Here is a 19,259-nt window from a genome sequence, read left to right as displayed (position 1 = left end):
AGGCAGATGCGATACAGCTGTTGCATTGCAACGACTTACTCGAGGAGGACAGGGAACAGTGACCATCATGTTTCGGCCGAATCCTCAATTGCCCGATGGGAAGACGAACGTCATCGTCGAGGCGGCGCAGCCGAACGAATACACGGTCCAACTCATGCAGGCCATCAAGACGCTGCAGCAGACCAGCGCCACGACCATCGCCATCGACACCAACGACAGCCTCGAGGTCGTCCCCTTCGCCTCGATCATCTCCATCAACGTGAAGGACAAGGCGCTGGTGATCCGCACGCTGGTCACTACATCCGTCAACCGGAACCCCGGAAAGGCCGTCACGGAATTGGTCACCCGCGACACGCTCAATCACTTCCTGACACGCCTTCCGGCCGAGTTCGTACAGATATCTAGACAAACAATTATCAACATTCGTCATCTCCGTTCGCTAAAATTAAGTTATTCAGGAAACATGAACGCTTTACTTACCGGCGGAGTCAAGGAAACCGTGGGCCGGCGCTATGTCGCCAGACTGCGTAAAATCATTGGGGCTGCGTCATGAAAGGAGCACCATTGGCCAACGGTGAGCCTATCGGCAGCGCCAGCGATGTTCTCAAATCGACGAGCAAGGACTCGCTGGGTCACGCCGCGCTCCAATACGCCATCAAGGGCGTGCTGTATGGCTCACTTGTCTTCGCGCTGCTCGAGCTCTGCCTCCCCCACTGGATTCCCATCACCCGCTGGAGCATGGCCACCATGTTCGTCGCCGAGGCGCTGCTCGGCGAGGTGACCATGGTCACGCTGCGCTCCGACCTACCATGGCTCGCCCTCATCCCGGTGCATTGCGTGTTGACGTTCGCGGTCTCGGTGGGATGGATCTTCGTCAACGGCTGGCAGTCGTTCATCTTCCATGAGGGTCTGGCGCTCTACATCGCGGTGTTCGTCGTGATCTACGCGTGCGTCTGGCTCATCACCGTGCTCTATTCCAGGCTCGTCACCGACCAGATCAACAGGAATCTCGACAAACTGGTGGCGCACGCCAACGCGAGAAACAATGACGCGTCCGGCGACATCGCCAACGGACCTGCCGCTGGACCCACCACCGACGGTCCCGACACTGGGACCACCACCCACGGAGCCCCACCGCCCCTGCCACCGAATCCGACGGATTTCTCCTTCACCCTGCGCACATGACGGCATGAGACGGTCGGCGGTTCGCTGGCATCAAGCGTAAAGAGCGTCTCGCGCCTCACATCTCGTACTTCGCGCCGCATGCCTCACGCCCCGCACTTCATGCCTCACACCTCGCGCCTCATATCTCACACTTCGTATCTCGCGTCTTGAGCTTCGCATCGCACGCCTCACGTCTTGTGCCCTAAAATTCATACCTCACATCTCGCGGCGGAAGTAGCCGCCGACGGCCCACAGCGGCACGTTCGTCATCCAATCCTGCTCGCCATATCCGCGCATCGACGCCCGGTACCCATGCAGCCCCGTGCGGTCGCAGACGCTTCTGAGGCTTTTGGCATGCACGTTCACCTCGGCCTTGACCTCCAACGGCGCGACCTTGCCACGGTGCTTGAGCACGAAGTCGATCTCCGCCTTGGAGTCACGTGACGACCAATAATACGGCGAGCATCCGGCGGCGACGAGCTGCTGGCAGACATACTGCTCGGTCATCGCTCCCTTGTATTCCGTCAGACCCGAGTCGCCCAGCAGCAATTCGTCGATGTCCACATCCATGGCGGCGCCGAGCAGGCCGACGTCGAGCATGAAGAGCTTGAACGAGGACAGGTCGACGTAACTACGCAGCGGCAGCGCCAGTTTGCCGAGCCGGTAGACCCTGGTGGCCAGGCCCGAATCGACGATGAACTGGATCGCGGTGTCATATTGCGCGCTGCGTGCGCCCTTGGCGATGTGGCCGAAGACGAACTTGTGGTTCTCTCGGCTCAGGTGCGTGGGGATCGAGTCGAAGGCGAGGCGCACCCTCTCGGAGGCGACACCGGCCGCGGGATGCTTGGAGAAATCGGCATCGTAGGACTGCAGCAGGCCACGTTGCACCTCACGCGCCGCACGGTAGTCGTCGACCGAACGTTCCCTGCGTTCCGCCGTTTCGCGGGACTCAGCCACATCTTCCTTGACGTCCGGATTGCCCTCACCGGCCTGCCCGCCCAGGAACGCGTTGACCACGCCCGGCATGCCACCCACGTAATAATACTGGCGCAGATAACGCTGCAGCAGGGATTCGAAGGCCCCGAGCCGCTCGAAATCCAGATCGTCCAGCAGATCGGCCAGGCGCTCCTCGCCACAGGCCCGCAGAAACTCCGCATAGGTCATCGGATACATGTCGACCATGTCGACCTTGCCCACCGGGAACGAATGGCCCGCATGGTAGGCGATGCCGAGATACGAGCCAGCGGAGGCGATGTGCTGGCCCGGGAATTGTTCCTTGAACGCCTTCATCAGCGTGAGCGCATGGGGCGCCTCCTGGATCTCGTCGATGACCACCAGCGTCTTGCCGGGCACGATATCGACACCTGTGCGCACGCTGATGTTCTCCAACACCTCGCCCGCGCTGAAGCGCTCGTCGAACAGATCCTGGTTCTGCCTCTCGAGCAAGTTGACATAGGCACACGACTCGTACATCGTCTCGCCAAGGTGCCTGAGCGCATAGGTCTTGCCGACCTGTCTCGCGCCGCACAGCACCAGCGGCGAGCGCCGATCCGACCTGCTCCACCGGGCCAAGCGCCCATCGATATCTCGATACATGTTCGTGCACCTCTTATCAACCGTGGAATACCAACGTTTCTTGGACTCAGTTTACACTTTTCGGAACGAAGAAAGCGTGAATTATGCAAAAGTCGGAACGAAGAAACGGAGATTTTTGCAAAAATCGGAAGGAAGAAATGGCAAATCGTGCAAAAATCGGAACGAACAAACCGTGAATTCTGCAAAAATCGGACGGAACCCGGCGCGGCGAATATATGTACCCAGGCACACGCGAGGTTCATTTCGCATGGCGCAACGCGTGGCCGGCACCCATTTCGCACCGTCGCAAAGAGTAGCTGGCCACCCACATTGGCCGATTGACCGACCATAGAAAAGCAGGACTTCGCAACGCCGAACCTGTCGGATGCGCGAAACCGCTCATACATGGCGAAAGCCCGGTGACACGGACGGCGTCACCGGGCTTTCGTTCTCCTTGCTTCTTCAGTTATCGGGTCAACGGGCTACCGGACCATCGAGCCATCGACCCGTCGATCCATCACCGATCGGAGCGCGCGATGTATTCCTCGCCGGTGTTGACACCGCTGTAGTGCTGGGAGCGGATGTACTTGTTGCGGTGCTGCGCGTAGAGGATGACGAGGAACATCATCGCCACCAGCAACAGCAGCCACCACAGGTTCAGCTGGCCATGCGTGCTCGAGGAGGTGGCGGTGGCCGGCGCGGCGACCGAGCAACGCGGCAGGCCGTCGTACTCCGAGGACGCCGTGTGAACGGTGCCGTCCGGTTCGATCCATTCCGCCGCGCTGGCGCGGTGGCCGGCACTCGGGGCCCGCCCGTTCGACACGTTCGCGGGCACGCACTTCGGCTTCGGCTTCGCGATCGGGGCGGGAGCCGCCACGGCATCGCCCTGGGCCAGCGGCGCCGCGGGAGCGGCCACCGGGATGTTGAGGACAGTGGGAATCGGCGTGGCCCTCACCAGAGGGTTGGGCGGAGTCTGCCGGGGCGGAGTCTGGCCACCGTCACCGGGCGTCTGGTCGCCGTCACCAGGCGTCTCGGGAGTCTGGCCGCCATCACCGGGGTTGACCGGCACGGTGTCCTCGTTCTTTTCCCATGTCGCGTAGTAATCGTTCGGGCCAGGAGCAAGCTTCAGCTTCGAACCAGCCTGGAAAACACCGCCATCAAGGTCTGCCTCGGTGTCCCATCCCGCGAAATGGTAGCCGGCGACACTGTAGCCACTGGCCTTGGCGGCGCGGCGATACTGCGTGTAGTATTCCTGCTCCTTGCCCTGTTCCACGGTCACCGTGAAGACATCATCACTCGTGGAACCTTGGACCATATCTGCGCTGATGACCTTATCACCAGGAGCGACGCCATGATAACGGACGACATAGGTGAGCGTCAGCGGAACGCTGGGCTTGGAAGGCTTGTTGGGCTTCGACTTCTCCTTCCACTGGGCCCACAATTGGGTCGTCTTGCCGCGCTTTAGCCCGTCGATGGTCTCGCCGGGAGCGTATGAAAGCTGGCCACCCCTCTTGCCCCTGTTCCACGACGCGAACCTGTAGCCGTCGCGCGTGGGCGTCTGCTTCGGCAGCTTGATCTTGATGGCGTTGGCATGGGGGCCCACGGCACGGATTGTAGCGGGCAAGTTGTTTGCTTTCTCGCCCTTGGGCACGTTCTTGCGGAAGGCCACTTCGACCCATTCCTGCAGGACGAACTTGCCGCCCGTGAAGTCGCCCTGCCGCGTGTAGGAGGCGAGCACGTAGTTGTCGTTGGTCTGCTGCCGCACACCGTTGACCTTGGAGGTCCACTTGCCACTGGCCTTGGTCCAGCGCCCGGTATAGCCGTCAATCTCCTTCGCATAGACGCCGGGATAGGAATTCAGGAAGGCCTGGTCGAGCAGCACGGTGTTCCTGCCAAGCTTGAGGACGTGGAGCTGCGAAGGCAGGGCCACGGTCGCGCTGCTGACCTTGCGTGTGTCCCAGTCACCCAAGTCAAGCGACTGAATGGCATTGGAATCGAAGAACAAGTAGTCCATGTTCTCCACGTTGCTCACATTCCAGCCGGAAATGTCATCGACGTCCGTCATCTTCGGCACGCCCCAGAACATGCCCGCCATGCTGGTCACCGCGCCGAGGTTCCAACCGTCGAGACCGTCGATCCTGGCCAGCGCGGAGTCGTCGTAGAACACATACTCCGCACCTTCGCCGGCCAAAGCAGGCTTCCAACCCGAAAGATCCAGAGTGGTGAGTCCGGTCTTGGCGAAGGCGAAGCGCAGCGTATTGACCTTCGACACATCCCAGTTCGCAAGACCGGTCAGCGAGACAAGCGCCCTATCTCCGTTGAACATCTCCGAAGCCCTCTCGAGATTCGAGGTATGCCCCTTCCAACCGGAGAGATCCAAAGCGGTCAGCAACGGGTCTCCCGTGAACATCTGGGTGGTATCCGTCACCGCATCGGGCTCCCAGGTCCCGACCCCCTTGATCGCGCGCAGACTCTGGTTGTTATAGAACGCGCCGTACATGCTGACCACATGCGAGACATCCCAGCCCGTGACGTCGATCGTCTCCAGATCGTTCATCCAGCCGAACGTCAGATGAAGATTGGTGACCTTGGACGTGTCCCAGCCGGACAGGTCGAGCGAGCGCAGACCGCACCCGTTGAACATGGCGCCCATCTCTTCCAGGCTCGAGGTCTTCCAGCCGGAGATTCCCTTGATCTCGGCGAGGGCGAAATCGCCGGAAAACATGTCGCCCATATTCGCGACATGGGAGACGTCCCACGTGGACAGGTCAAGGCTCTTGAGCTTTGGGTTCATGGCGAACGCCATACGCATCGAAGTCACATGCGAGGTGTCGATGTTGCTCAACCCTTCGATGGACTCCAGATTCTGCAGGCCAAGGAACAAACTACCAAGATCAGATCCGACTTCGAGCTTCCCTTCGATGACGATCTTGGAGACCTGGCTATTGAGCCTATAGGGAGCCCAGTTGATTGAACCGATCGTTCCCGCGCCGATATGGACCTCGACCATGCCGTTGCCGGCATCCTCATAGCGATACGGGGCGGTGCCGTCTCTCCAGATGCCTTCGGATCCGCTCTGCGCCTGGGGCTGTTGCTTCTGCGCGTCGGCCACGACGCCCTCGCCGTTCTGCTGGCCCATCGGAGAATTGGAGGCGTTCGACGGCGTGAGAGCCGCGGAACCGGAAGCATCGGAGGACACGGCTCCGGAACCGTTGGCGCCCTGGGAGGCGTCGGCCTGAACCGTGCTGGCGGAACCCTGACTCAGCGAAGACTCATCGGCAGGGGCATCAGGGCTCCCCATGGTCTCGGCGCTGGCGGACACCATCGCCGGACCGAGCGCCATCGCCGAAGCGACGAGCAAACCGATCATGGTCTTGTTGAACGAACGCAATTGCTTCACCTTTCCATTACCCGTGTTCTGACAACTACCTACCGCACATCAAATGTGATGAAAATCACGTATCACAATTACCTTCACCCTATCACATGTAAGACAAAAACGTTTCGCTTCTTCGGTAATAGAAATAGACATAACCGATAGATGCGGCTATATGACCACCCTGCTCCCCTACTCCCAACTCAAAACCAATCATCCAAAAGAAATAAAGAAAAGATCCGAATTCACCGATAGCAATACATCCAACGTTTTACGTAACTAGACAGATTCGGTTTATCGTCTGCGGGAACCCGGCAGACCAAACCAATCCGTCCCGCTTCGGGCATAGGCGCGAACGGAGCGGCAATGCGCTCCTTTCCCCACACTCGCAGATCGAGAGCGCGCGTACGAAAAGGCCGAAGGCCCACACCTGCGAAAAGGTACGGGCCTCCGGCCTTGAAAGGAAGCGATTACCGGTTAGATCCTGGAGCCGTCTTCCTCCTCCATGCTCCTGTGACGCACGGGCTCGAACGAGTCGTGGCGCTGGTAGAGGTAGATGGCCACCATCGCCGCCGCGAAGAGCAGCAGCCACCACCAGTTCATCTGGGGCTTGGTCGTGCTCACCGAGGCGGAGCGGGCGGTGACGTTGCACTGCGGCAGGCCCGCATAGTCGCTGTCGCTCCAGCTGGCGGCCTGGACCTTGCGGCCCATGCGCTTGGCGACGCTGGCCGGCACGCACTTCGGACGGGCCTGGCCCTTCTTCGGAGCGGTCACCACGTTGTCGGATCCGGCAGCCTGGGGCGCCGCGATCACCGAGGGTGCGGCCACCGGCGACGGAGCCGGAAGACGAACGCCACGGGTGAGCGTCTGCTGGTTGTTGCCAGTACCCGTGCCATCCGAGTGGTGGACGGGTGTGAGGTCGACATGCAACGGCGTGGTCACGGTGATGCCCGGCAGCGGAATGATCGGCTGGGCGGGGACCACGGCGGGCTTTTCAATCCAGGTGGCCATGAGCGTCACGGTCTCGCCCGGAATGAAGTTGCCAAGCAGTTCTCCCTCATGGACACCCTCGCCAAAGTTGTCAACCCACTTGTCGAACTTGTAGCCGCGAAGCGTGTAGGGATTCGCCGGAGCGGCGAATGTCGCCTGGCTGACGTCCATGGCCGTGACCGTGGCGGTGTCCATATGACCGGTCACACCGGTTCGACCGCCGTTGAAGGCCACCTTGGCCCACTGCTGCCAGCCGTATGTGCCACCGGCGAATCCGTTGGCCTGCGTCTGATCGGCCAACGATGCGTTGTCGTCGTCATCGTCGTCGTCGCTAACCCACGCGGCCGGCTTGTTGCTGTCATCGGTCCAGCGGCCGGTATAGCCAACCACCTGCTCGCCACTCTGCACCAACTTGGTTTGAGCAGCGGAGGGCTGATAGCGGAACGCGCTGCCCATCAGCTTGGTGTTTCCGCCAAGCGTCAGCTTGTTGATGTAATCGGGCAGAGCATCCTTCATCGAGGTGACGTGGGAGGTGTCCCACTGGGAGAGATCCAGCGCCCGCATATAGAGGACGCCGCAGAACATGTAGTCCATATTGGTGACCGCCGAGACATGCCACTTCGCGACACTCTTGCTGAGGTAGAAGGGATCGCTCTCGAACTCGTTGCCGTACTCGAAGAGCACGTCGTTGTAGAACATGAAGCTCATGTCCTGAACGCCACTCACGTCCCAGTCGCCCAGACCCGTGATCCTCTTCAGCGAGCCGTCGCTGCCGAACATGCCATACATATTCGTGACGCTACCCGTCTCCCAATTGCTCAGATCGAGCTTGCTCAGCGAGGAATCATTCAGGAACGTACCCCGCATACTGGTAACAGCAGCAGTGTTCCACCCATTCAAATTGAGTTTCCTCAGCGACGAATCACCATAGAACGTTTCTACCAACGCATCACCGGTGAGCACAGGATGCCAACCCGTGAAATCAAGGCTCTGCACTGAAATACCACTGAATGCAGAACTCAGGTTATTCAGATGCGGCACCTGCCAGCCATTCATGCCGGTCAGGGAGCTCAAATGCGAATCACCGGAAACGAACTCCTGCATATTGGTAATCTGCAAATCACGCACCGTACCTTGCCCGTTGGTCTTCCAACCGGAGAGATCCAATGAAGTGAGTGCCGTATCGTTCATAAACATCTGCCAGGCATTCTTCAAAGAATCAGGATGCCATGCTGCCACCGAAGATCCGACACCATCAAGATGAGCACAGCCACGGAACATCTCAACCATCGTAGTGACCTTCGAAACGTTCCATCCAGACAAATCGCCCACACTACGCAGATTCGGCATCAAATTGAACATCATGGTCATATTCGTTACCCGTGAGGTATCCCAGGAAGATAGGTCAGGCAACTGATAGAAACCGGCCCCATCGAACATGGAGTTCATATCCGTCACCTTGGAGGTATCCCAAGCGGAAAGACCGTCAGCCTCGGTGAGGCTCTTGTCGCCTTCAAACATCTGAGACATATCCGTCACGTTCGAGGTGTCGACCTTCTCCAGACCGTCGATTTCCTTGAGACTGCCCATGTTCTCGAACAACTGGTTGACAGGGCCATTGACGGTAACCGCACCTGTGAACCTGATGCGTGTGAGCGGCTTCGCCGGATGGGCATTGTCCCTATAGAAGTTCCACGGGCCGTCGCCCGCCTGGCCTTGAATCGTGCCGGCGCCAACGGTGGCCATGCAAGTGCCATCACCCGCATCGGCGAACGTGATATGCGCCCCTCCTGAATATTCTTCGTTGTCGCAACTACCCTGTTCTCCGGACTGCGCAGCGGGATCGCTCTGCACCTGCGGAGTCTGGCTTTCGGTCTTGGTGGCGCCATCCTTGCTCGCAGAATCGGCGGCAGCGGCATCAGTATCGCCAGCGGTTGCGGGCTTCGGGGTTTCGGGCGAGACACCCGGCACTCCCGCGGGCTTCGGTGCCTGAGACGGCTGACCGGACTGCTGCGCGGTGGCTTCGTCGTTCGACGCCTCATCACCGGTAGCGCTTGCCGACGCGATGGTCGGAACGATGGCCAACGACGAAGCGACGACCAAGCCGACCAGCGACTTCTCCCAACGCTTCAACTTCCTCATTGCTCAACCTCTTTTGTGTCCCACTCTGGACGGCACGAATGCCCGGGATGGAAACTTGACGAAATCTTGTTTCCTGGCTATTTTCGTAGTCACTTATTTTTATTATAACAAACTGTAAGACAAATACTGTAAGACAGCTTACATCGCTTTACGCCGTAAGAACAATATGGCGGAAAAACACGGTTCCCAAGCATAAAAACGGCCGACCTAAGAAGCCGATTCGAATCGTTTATCGCGTTTTTGTCGACATCGCGGTTATCCGAAACGAAATGAAAAACCGCAGGCCCCGCACCAACCAATTGATGCGGAGCCCACGGCATAAGAGAACGGCAACCGTTATCCGGCGATCGCAACCGGAAACCAGAAACCAGCAGTGAAAACGCTTATGGCCGGTAACCTGTTATGGGTTACCGGCCATAAGGCTGGGTGCTCACGGAGCGGTTCGGCGGGGCGCTAACCGCCGCCCTGCCGAACCGATGCGGCCTTTACTCGAAGTAGCCGTCGGCGCCGAGGCGGGCGTCGGGGTTCAGGAGCATGGCCTTCTCGACCTCGTGGGAGTCGTAGGCCTTGGTGTCTTCGTGGAAGCGACGGTTGTCGACCTCCTCGAAGAGCGGGGCCGAGCCCATCATGCCCATCATGCGGCGGCGCTCGCCACGGGCCAGACGCTCGTTGGCGCGCTTGCGCCACTTGACCAGCGCGTCCTCGCCGTATTCGGCGGCGACGGCGGCCTCGAAGGCGCCGGGGTGCACGAGGGCGACGAAGCCGGAGACGTGTCCGAAGCCGAGCGAGGTGGCCAGGCCGGCCTTGATGGAGCCGATATGCAGCGGCTTGCGCAGCCAGACCATGTGGTCGTCCTTGCGCATCTTCGGGTCGACGCAGTCCAGCGAGACGTTCGCCGGGATGACGCCGGAGCGGAAGAGCTGGGTCAGGCCGTCGATCTGGAAGATCGCGGCGCCGCCCATCGCGTGCCCGGTCAGCGTCTTCTGCGAGATGGCGAAGAGCGGGTTGCCGTCGGCGCGGCCGATGGCGTGCTGGACGGAGTTGTGCAGCTCGGACTCGTTGGAATCGTTGGCATTGGTGGACGTGTCGTGCTTGGAGACCACGGCGATGTCGTCGGGGGTGACGCCGAGCTTCGCCAGCTGGCGGACCAGCTGGGAGTCCTGGCCGCCCTGCGCCGCGGCGAGGGCACCAAGGCCCGGAGCCGGGATCGAGGTGTGCGCGCCATCGGCGAAGCTGTGGACGTAGCCGACCACGGCCGCCACCGGCAGGCCCATCTTCAAGGCGATGTCGCCACGGGTGACCAGCATCGTGCCGCCGCCCTCGCTCTCGACGAAGCCGTCGCGACGACGGTCGTTCGCACGCGAGAAGAAGCGGTCGGAGATGCCCTTGCCGTACATCACGCCGGCATCCGCGGTGGCGCCCATGTTGCCGAAGCCGATCACGGAGTCCACACCGATGTCGTCGATCGCGCCGGTGACCACGAAGTCCGCCTTGCCAAGGGCGATCTTGTCGACGCCCTCCTCCAGCGAGACCGCCGCGGTGGCGCAGGCCGAGACCGGCTGGATCATGTTGCCGTAACCGCCGATGTAGGACTGCATGACGTGCGCGGCGACGACGTTCGGCAGGGCCTCCTGCAGGATGTCGGTCGGGATCTCGTGGCCGAGGAAGCGGTCGAGGTAGAGCTTGCGCATGCTGGCCATGCCGCCGAAGCCGGTGCCCTGCGTGCTCGCGACCATCGAGGGGTGGACCGTCTGCAGGACCTCGGCCGGGGTGAAGCCGGCAGAGAGGTAGGCGTCGACCGTGGTGACGATGTTCCAGAGCGCGATCTGGTCGACCTCGCCGACCATGGAGGCCGGGATGCCCCAACGCACCGGGTCGAAGCCCTTCGGGAACTGGCCGCCGACCGTGCGGCTCATCGCGAAGCGCTTGGGCACGCGGATCAGGGAGCCGGGCTGGCGGGTGACGGACCATTCGCCGGACTCGTCGTCGCGGGCGATCGAGGTGTGCTCGGCGTCCATGATGACGTACTGCTGGGCGGATTCCTCGTCGGGCACGGAGAAGGTGACCTCGTGGTCGAGGTAGATCTCCACCTCGCCGCTGGCCGTGTCGTCCTTGTAGTCGCCGCCCATGCCGTTGTCGAAGGGACGCAGGCCGGAACGGGCCACGACCTCGTCGTGGTAGCGCTCGGCGATGTCCGCCTCGGGCACGAGGTTGCCGTCGGTGTCGTACCAGCCGGCCTTCGGGCTGTCCTGCCAGGTCAGCAGGCCCATGTTCCAGGCCAGCTCGAGCACCGCGCCGGCGGACAGGTCGACGGAGCCGTCGTGGTGGATGCCCAGCTCGGCCTCGGCGCGGGTGCGGCCGGAGCCCCAGGGGCCCAGCTCTCCGATGGAGACGATGACGATCTGGTCCTCGGGCTTGGCGGTCACGTTCTGCCAATCGGCGAGGTTCACCTCGGCCTGGCGCGGAGGATTCGGGGTGGGCAGCGCCTTGATGAGCGTCGCCTTGCCGTCGTGCTTCGCGTTGTCGTCGGCGGCGGCATCGGCATCGGCGGTGGCCGCGGCGGAGTTGGCCTTGTCGGCCTCCGCCTCGGCGCGCAGCGCCTTGATGTCGATGGGCTCGCTGCCCAGGCCACCGGTCAGGTCTGCGTTCAGGGGGGCCTCGACGGCCTTCTGACGCGCGTCGCCGTCGGCGAGGTCGAGCAGCGAGGCTGCGACCTCAGCGGTGGAATAGGTCTGGATGCCGTGGCGCTCGACCACGTCGACCAGCGGATCGTTGCCGCCCATCAGTCCGGTGCCCCGCACCCAGCCGATCAGCGGGTGGGCGAAGGTGACGCGGCCGGACCAGTCCTTCTCGGCGCGGGCGCGGGTGACGATGGCGTCGAACGAGGACTTGACCTCGCCGTACGCGCCGTCGCCGCCGAAGACACCGCGGTTCGGGGAGCCAGGCAGCACGACGTGGAGCTTGTGCTGCACATCGGTGTCGCCGCCGATGGCCGCGAAGCCGGTGATTGCGCGCTCGACGCCCCAGAGCATCAGGCGTGCCTGCGACTCGAAGAGTTGGCCGGAATCGGCCATGGTGCCGTGCACCGGGGGCGCCGCGAACGGGAAGAAGAGGCTCGGCTCGTAGGCCGGCTTCAGGATCGTGGTGGTGGCGCCGGTCGTCTTCTTGGAAACCGTGCCGACCCAACGCACGAGCGCGTCGACGTCGCGATAGCTGGAGAGGTTGGCCGGAACCAGCCAGAGCTTCGCGTCGCCCACCGCATGCTCGCGGTAGATGCGCTCGGCCCAGGCCTTCACCGACTGCCTGAAGCTGTGGGACGTGGCGATGACCGTCGCGCCGCCCGCCAGCAGGCCTTCGACGACCTGGCCGGCGATGGAGTTGGCGGCCACGCCGGTGACCACGGCGACGTCGCCGGCGAAGCGGGACGCCTTCGGGTCGTTGCCGGCCTTGGAACCGGCCTCGACCGCGATGCGGTTGAAGGTGGCGGCGAGCGCCGAATCGCCATCGGCCTGGGCCTTGGAGGCGAACCACTGCGCCTGCGCTGCCACCTCGGGGCCGGCGCCGATGAAGCTGAAGCCGGCCACGGCCTGGTCGTGGTTGTAGTAGAGGCGTGCGAGGTCCTCGCGCGCGGTGGCCCAACGGTCATCGAGCAGCAGGGCCTTGCGCTCGTCGAAGCGCGGGGCGACCTGCTCGGGCCAGTCGCTGCCCAGCTCGGCCTCGACGGCTTCGACCACGGCGGCGTCATCGTTCTCGTCGTCATCGGCGGCGGGAGCCTTGATGTCGAGCTCGTCGAGCACGAAGCGCGCGGTCTTGGCGAGCACGCCGTCGGCGCCGGTGACACTAGCCGCAAAAGCGTCGAGCGCCGCGGAATCGACGACAGCGCCACCGGCCCCACCGGCGCTCGGCAGCGCGACGGCCACGTTGTGGTCGGCGGCCACCTTCTGCACGGCGGCGTCGATCAGCGCGTTGGCCGCGGAGGCGTTGGACGCCTGCCCGGTAGTCAGGCTGGCGAGGTCGCCACCGCGGGACGAGGAGCCCTCGCGGGTCTCGAGCACGAGCGTGGCGAGCACCGCGTTGGCCCATCCCCCACCCAGCTGCCAGGTGTCGGTGACGCGCTTGGTGACCTGGGCCATCTTGACGCCGGCGGCGCCGAAGAGGCTCTTGATGCGGTCTCGCACGATGTCGGAGAGCACCGGGCCGAAGGGCTTGTAGTGCGGGGCGACCTTGTTGACCAGGGCGAAGAGGTCGGCGATCGAGGCCTCGGCCGCGCCGTCCACGCTCGCCACGCCCAGCTCGGAGCTGATGTCCATCAGCAGCTGGTTGCGGCGCGAGGAGACACCGTTGGTCAGGGTGTCGGTGGTGTCGGTCTCGCCGATCTGGTCGGGGCGCACCTTGGCCGCGTAGGCCAGGAGCATGCCGATGCCATCGGAGGCGGCGAAGGGCAGGTCCGCGGGACGCTCGCCGGATGCGGCGGCAGGCGCGGCGGCGACCGGTGCGGACGCCGTAGCCGCAGGAGAATTTTGAGCGGCTGACGCCGCCGTTTCTTGCTGCTTCGCGCTCGATGAATCGCGCTCAGCGTCGGAGGCGGAGAGCTCACTGAGCTCTTCGCTGGTCTCCTCCGCGGGGACAAGTGAGTCCGAATCCGTCATATAGACGCGCTGCTCGTCACGGCCAAGGTTGTAGACCGAGACCTCGGCGCCCGAGAAGTCGGGCAGACGCAGGGTCTTGGTGGCGAGGTTGGCCAGGGTCGGCTGGTTGCCGAGGCCGACCTCGACGTAGTTCTCCACGCCGAGACCGCCCTGAGCCGGGTCGCCGAACATGATGGCCTGCGTCTCGATCCAGCGCACCGGGGAGGCGAACTGCCAGGCCAGAAGCTCGGTGAAGAGCAGACGGCCGAGCTTTTGTTCGTCGGCGGCGTAGGAGTCCCACACCTTCGGGTCGTCCAGCGCCTCCTGGATGCGGGTGGAGGGCACGACATCGACGATCTTCTTAGCGAATTCCTTCGTCATCTCGAAGGGCGTCGCCACGAGGTTCGGGATGTAGCGGCCGACCAGGCGATCGTAGTCGATATGCGCCGGCAGCAGGGTGTCGAGCTTGTTGCGGAAGTCGGGCACGCCCTTGCGCAGCAGCATGGAGTGGAACGGCACGTCGATGCCGGGCACGTACATGAGCGCGGGCTTGCCGCCGTATTCACGCACGCGGCGGGCGGAGTCGGCCTTCAGGGCCTCGAGGCCCTTGAGCGTTCCGGCGATGACGTACTGCTGGCCGGCGAGGTTGTAGTTGACGATCTGCAGGAACTCGCCGCTCGCCTCGCTCACGGACTTCACATAGTCGTCCACGCCGTCGTCGCCCACGCCGAACTGGTTCGGGCGCAGGGCGGCCATGCGGTAGTTGGAACGGCCCTGCTCGTCGCGTTCGATGAGGCTGTTCATCGCGGAACCGCGCTGGAAGACCAGCTCGAGCACCGTCTCGAAGGGGATGATGCCGGCGAAGGAGCTCAGCGCGTTGTACTCGCCCAGCGAGTGGCCGGCGAAGTAGGCGGGCCAGATGTCGCTGCCGGCCTCGCGCAGGCGGGAGGTCTGGGCGTAGGCGACGGTGGCGAGCGCCACCTGGGTGAACTGCGTGAGGTTCAGCAGGCCGTCGGGGTGATGGTAGGTCACGCCGTTGGCGGTGAGCGTCTTCGGGTTGTCGCGCACGATGGCGAGGATCGAGAAGCCGAGCTTGCTGCGGGTGAGCCTATCGGCCCGCTCCCAGGTCTGCCGGGCGGCGGCGGACTTGGCGCGCTCGTCGAGGACCATGCCCTGCTGCTGGATGCCCTGGCCCGGGTAGACGTAGGCGGAGCGGCGGGCGCGGACGGCGGCGGTGCCACGCGAGACAATGTTGCCGTCGATGCGGCAGGTGACCTCGAGGGTCATGCCGCCGTGACGCAGCTTGCCGATGCGCTCGACGCTGATCTCGACCTTGTCGCCGAGCTGCACCATGCCGTACATGTTGTAGGTCCAGCCAGCGATCTCGTAGTGCGCGCCCTTGTCGTCGCGCGCCTGCACGACGTGCTGGGCGGCGGCGGAGAGCCACATGCCGTGCACCAGCGGGGCCCTGAGGCCCGAGACGGCGGCGCCGCGGTGGGAGGTGTGGATCGGGTTGAAGTCGCCGGAGGTGCGCGCGAAGGCGGTCATTTCGCCCGGCGCGGTCAGCGTGACGCGGCGCAGCATGCGGCGAGGGGTGGAGACCACCTGGTCGAGGCCGGTCTCGGCGCCCTCGTCGAAGGGTGTGCCGGCGCCGGTGTGGCGCTTGCGGTAGGCGAGGTAGTTGCCGTAATCGGGCACGTCGACCGGCAGGTCCTCGGAGTAGGAGCGGCCGCGCACGGCGAAGCGCTCGACCTCGTGGGCCAGCACGGTGCCGTCGGAAGCGGTGTGGGTAACGTGGATGGTGACGATGCGGCCGGAGGCGGACTCGGCGTAGGCGTCGGCCCAGCTGGTGAGACCGACCGTCTCGCCGACGTGGGCGAGCAGCTCGTCCTCGGTGACCTCGAGCTCCATCTGGTGGTCGAGGTGGACCGCGTTCAAGAGGCCCTCGATGACCGGGTAGCCGTGGACGTAGACCGAGCCGAGCGCCGTGTAGATCGCGGGCCAGGCCGGGCCGACCAGGGCGTCGGGCGCGATGCGCGAGGCGTTGAGCGAACCGGGCATGTTGCCGGCCGTGGCGGCCTCGTGGTCGTAGCCGAGGTTGGCGGAGAAGGTGTAGCTGGAGTGGGCCTGGCCGTAGGGGAAGGCCTCCTTGTCGTCCATCTCCTCGATCTGCGGCATCGCCGTGAGCTTGTCGCCGGTGATGGCAGTGTTGCCGATGCCGGCGGTGTCGGCCAGCATGGCGTAGACGTGCTGCGGCAGGCGGTCGCGGTCGACCACCGGGAAGAGGCCGGACTCCTGGGGACGCACGTTGAGCGGGATGACGATGTCGCGCACGGCGTGCTTGGAGGTGCCGCCGTCGGGGTCGTCGTCCCAGAAGGTGTCGAGGTGGATGTCGAGGTCGAACATCTCGGTGCCGTCGGCCTCGCCGACGGAGCGGATCTCATAGTACTTGTCGCCCATCGGGGTGCCGAAGGCGGGGTTGGCCATCAGGTGGCCGACCCAGGAGATGTTCGGGGACTTGCGGATGAACTCCTCGGCGTCGGCTGCGGCGCTGAGCTCAGCGAAGGCGGCCTGCAGCTGCGCGTCACCGTTGATCTCACGCGTGCGCTCGAGCGCGGCGGCCTCGAAGCGGCCGAGAATGGAGCCGACCGGCTCGTCGACGGTGGTGATGCCGGCCACGGAGATCGGGCCGGGGATGGCACGCACGGAATCGGCGGAATAGCGCGGGTCCTCGGACTGCCAGAGCTGGTCCTGGCCCCACCAGCGCAGCAGGTCGTTGTCGATCTGCGGGACGAAGGGCATCGGCTTGTGGTACTCGTGGATCAGGGTCGGGAACCAGGCCACGTCGGTCGGGGTCACGGTGACCTCGGCGGCGCGCGGATAGGCGGCCTTCAGCTTGTCGATGGCGGCCTGAGGGTCGTCCTCGACATCGGCGCGGGAGGTGAACAGCGAGGCGAACTCGCCGCTCTCCTGGTCGCAGGCGCGGGCTTCGGCGCGCTGCAGCAGGTGCAGGAAGCGGTCGGCGTAGGTCGGGTCGGCCCACGGGAAGGAGAGGTCGGCGAAGCGCTGCGCCCACTCAACGTAGGTCATCTTGTCGAGGTCGCCGAAGTAGGGGCGCGAGGTCTGGTTGAGGGCCTCGATGATCTCGTCGCGGCGGCTCTCGAGCTCCTCCGGGTGCTTCATCACGCGCACCAGGAGGCGGCCGCAGCGGGCGGAGGCGTTCTCGAGCTCGTAGATGTCGGCGTGCAGATGGCTCAGGCCGCTGGCGACGCCGCCCTTGGCGGGCTGTCCGGCGGCGACCCAGTTCTCACCCAGGGGCGCGAAGGGATCGGAGTCGTCGGGCTTCGGCGAGATGCCGGGGGTCTCGACGAGCATGCGCTTGACGTCGGCGTTGGTGTGGGCCTCCTTGGCGGTCATCGCGGCGGTGCCGATCAGCACGCCGTCGACCGGCATGTCGGGCTTGCCGTAGGCGCGCGACCAGGTGCCGGAGATATAGTCCGCGGCACGGTCGGGGGTGCCGATGCCGCCGCCGGCGACCAGCACGAGGTTGGAGCAGGCGCGCACGTCGGCGTAGGTGCTCATCAGCAGCACGTCGAGCGATTCCCAGGAATGGTGGCCGCCGGCGGCTCCGCCCTCGACCTCCATGATGACATCGATCGGGGCGACGGCCTTGGCGATGCGCACGACCTGGCGGATCTGGTCGACGGTGCCGGGCTTGAAGGCGACATACGGGAAGCCCTGCTCGCGCAGGTTGGCGACCAGCTGCTTGGCCTCGTCGAGCTCGGGGATGCCGGCGGAGATGATCACGCCGTCAATCGGGGTGCCGGAGGCGCGCTTCTTGGCGACGATGCCGGCGGGGCCGAACTGCAGGTTCCAGAGGTAACGGTCCATGAACATCGCGTTGAACTCGATGGTGCGGCCCTCTTCGAGCTGACGATCCAGCGCGGCGACGTTGCGGTCGAAGACGGAGGCGGTGACCTGGCCGCCACCGGCCATCTCGCTCCAGTAGCCGGCGTTGGCCGCGGCGGCCACGATGTCGGCGTTGACGGTGGTGGGGGTCATGCCGGCCAGCAGCACCGGCGGCTTGCCGGTCAGATCGCTGAACTTGGTGCGGATCTTGTCACCCGCGGGGGTGGCGATGACCTTCGGGGCGAACCTGCGCCAGTCCTGCGTGCGGGCCGGGTCCTCCTCCATGGTGGAAAGCGCGGCGCGGGCCTCCTCGCTGTCGGCCTCGACCACACCGACGCCGGTGCCCTGCACCAGGGCGCCCACGAGCTTGCCGACGGTGTTGCCCGGGCCCATGTCGACGATCCAGAGCCTGGTCGGGTCGTTGCTTTTCAGGAGCTGATCGGTGCGCGAAGCCCAGTCGACGTGGTTGACCAGCACCTCGCTGGCCAGGGTGCGGGCGCGATCGGCGTCCAGCCCACAGGCCCTGGCCCACTTGACGGTGGACTCGACGGCCTCGGCCATCAGCGGGGAGTGGAAGGGCACGGTGACCTCGAGGTACTCGCAGATCGGGTCGAAGACCTCGCCGCCACGCACCTTGTCGGCGCGCAGCTTGGACTGGCGGGTGTGCTCCTTGCCGACCTCGACCACGAAGGCCGCAAGGTCCTCGGGATGGCCGGAGAGCACGTAGTTGTCGGTGGCGTTGGTGACGGCAAAAGCAATCGGCCCGCGCGGCTTGACCACACGGGAGACCAGCACCTCGATCTGGCGCTTGTTGGCGCCGCGCACCGAAAGCATCGGGGTAGCCTCGCCGAAGCGGGTGGAGACCGGCAGCAGACGCGACTGGCGGGTGCCGGCGGCGCCGATCAGGCGCGCGATGGCGAGGATCTCGTCGATGGCGTCACCGGCGGCGTCGATGGAGCCGGCGGCCTTGATGGCGTCGACCATGTGCTCGGCGATGATGCCCTGCGAATGGCCGAGGGCGGCGACCGGCTTGGCTTCGGCGACGCTGTAGCCCAGGCCTTCGGCATCGATCAGGGCGCCCAGCTGCGCCAGGGCGATGCCGGGGACGCTGGCGGCGGCGTCGGCGGCGTGGCCGAGCTTGGCGGGGTTGGGCTCGAAGCCGAAGAGGTCGACCATGCCGCCCATCGTGGCGAGCAGGTCGGGGGCGACCGCCGAGAGCAGGCGCGAGGAGGCGTCGGCGTGCTCGCGCAGCTTGGCCTCGAGGGTCGGGTCGGTGCACTCGTCGGCCAGCGAGCTGACCCAGGGCGTGGATTGGCCGCCGAAGACGAGCGCGTGCGGCTCGGTGCTCAGTCGGTTCAAGAAGAAGGTGTTCTCAGTCATTGTCTTCCTTATATATGGTGATCTGTTCGTGTATAGCTGTTGAAAATCCTGATGGGGCGCGGACGCCGGGCGCGGACCCTCACGGTCCGTGTCCG

The 19,259-nt window shown here is 64.4% G+C and carries 6 protein-coding genes; 2 read left to right on the top strand and 4 right to left on the bottom strand.

The features are described 5' to 3' along the window. The first annotated feature begins 67 nt into the window (after positions 1 to 67). Both PT282_RS01570 and PT282_RS01565 read left to right on the top strand, forming a co-directional pair. Positions 68 to 553 carry a LytTR family DNA-binding domain-containing protein gene (locus PT282_RS01570; RefSeq protein ID WP_277168909.1) on the top strand — a complete coding sequence of 162 codons (486 nt, stop codon included), beginning with the start codon at positions 68 to 70 and terminating at the stop codon, positions 551 to 553. A gap of 11 nt (positions 554 to 564) precedes the next feature. Next, positions 565 to 1,185, top strand: a complete 621-nt coding sequence (locus PT282_RS01565) for a DUF3021 domain-containing protein (RefSeq protein WP_277167845.1) — start codon at positions 565 to 567, stop codon at positions 1,183 to 1,185. Between the two features lie 195 nt (positions 1,186 to 1,380). Here PT282_RS01565 and PT282_RS01560 read toward each other — a convergent pair whose 3' ends face one another. The 4 genes from PT282_RS01560 to PT282_RS01545 form a co-directional block, all read right to left on the bottom strand. Continuing rightward, complete coding sequence (locus PT282_RS01560; protein ID WP_277167844.1) at positions 1,381 to 2,760, bottom strand: ATP-binding protein; 1,380 nt, start codon at positions 2,758 to 2,760, stop codon at positions 1,381 to 1,383. A gap of 496 nt (positions 2,761 to 3,256) precedes the next feature. Then, a complete protein-coding gene (locus PT282_RS01555) occupies positions 3,257 to 6,139 on the bottom strand; it encodes a BspA family leucine-rich repeat surface protein (RefSeq protein ID WP_277167843.1) in 2,883 nt (960 codons plus the stop codon). A gap of 453 nt (positions 6,140 to 6,592) precedes the next feature. Beyond that, positions 6,593 to 9,247: a BspA family leucine-rich repeat surface protein gene (locus PT282_RS01550; protein WP_277167842.1), complete on the bottom strand. Its 2,655-nt coding sequence runs from the start codon at positions 9,245 to 9,247 to the stop codon at positions 6,593 to 6,595. Positions 9,248 to 9,732: 485 nt separating this feature from the next. After that, the gene (locus PT282_RS01545; RefSeq protein ID WP_277167841.1) at positions 9,733 to 19,164 is read right to left on the bottom strand and encodes a type I polyketide synthase; all 9,432 of its coding nucleotides are present in this window, start codon (positions 19,162 to 19,164) and stop codon (positions 9,733 to 9,735) included. Between the last annotated feature and the right edge of the window lie 95 nt (positions 19,165 to 19,259).

Source organism: Bifidobacterium sp. ESL0763 (genome assembly GCF_029433395.1).
Taxonomy (GTDB): domain Bacteria; phylum Actinomycetota; class Actinomycetes; order Actinomycetales; family Bifidobacteriaceae; genus Bifidobacterium.
The sequence above is the reverse complement of the archived record's forward strand: the minus strand, read 5'-3'. Positions and strand labels throughout refer to the sequence as shown.